The sequence below is a fragment of the Streptomyces sp. T39 genome (genome assembly GCF_008042045.1).
GTDB lineage: Bacteria > Actinomycetota > Actinomycetes > Streptomycetales > Streptomycetaceae > Streptomyces.
The window spans coordinates 1-627 of record NZ_RDBP01000232.1; the positions used below are offsets into that span (position 1 = coordinate 1).

The following is a 627-nucleotide window of genomic DNA, read 5'->3' on the forward strand; positions in this document are numbered from 1 at the left end:
CCCCCCATGAGGGAGACGATGACGCACAGTTCCGTCGCGTGCTCCACCCACAGCCGGTCCCGCACGGGGTCCACGACGGGGATCGGCACCGGCAGCAGCGCGGCCAGGGCTCCGGCCGCGAGGAACACCATCGGCATCGACAGCGGCTGCCGGAAGACGAGCCGCGGTACCACGGCCGCACCGAGCGCGCCGATCCCCACGGCCAGGTACACGGCATCGGAAAGCGTCATTCGACCCATCCTGTCCCACCGCGCGCCCGTTGTGCGTCTTCGCGCCCCCGACCGGGGATGGCCCCGCCGAAGGACGGTGGCCGACGATGAGCAACCCGGGCCAGGGGGCGGTGTACGGGCAGGGACGGTGTGTCCACGCGACGTGGGGGGAATTCGATGGTGCGACGCTGGCTGATCACAGGGTGTTCCTCGCGGCCGGAGCCCTGGCCGCGCTGCTGCCGGTGCCGATCCCCGTCGTGGACCCCGTGCGGGACCGGCTGTGGGTGGAGCACGCGACGGAACTGTGCGTCATCGTCTCCCTCATGGGAGCGGGGCTCGCCGTCAACCGGCCGGTCGGCCTGCGGCGTTGGGCCGCTCCGTGGCGGCTGCTCGGCATCAGCATGCCCCTGACCATCGC

At 72.4% G+C, this 627-nt stretch carries 2 pseudogenes; one reads left to right on the top strand and one right to left on the bottom strand.

Annotated features, from left to right (window positions below):
* A pseudogene (locus tag EAO77_RS37395) lies at nucleotides 1-230 on the bottom strand (sodium:proton antiporter); the annotation flags it as partial.
* A gap of 182 nt (nucleotides 231-412) precedes the next feature.
* On the opposite strand from EAO77_RS37395, the pseudogene EAO77_RS37400 reads away from it, so the two are divergent.
* A pseudogene (locus EAO77_RS37400) lies at nucleotides 413-627 on the top strand (sodium:proton antiporter); the annotation flags it as partial.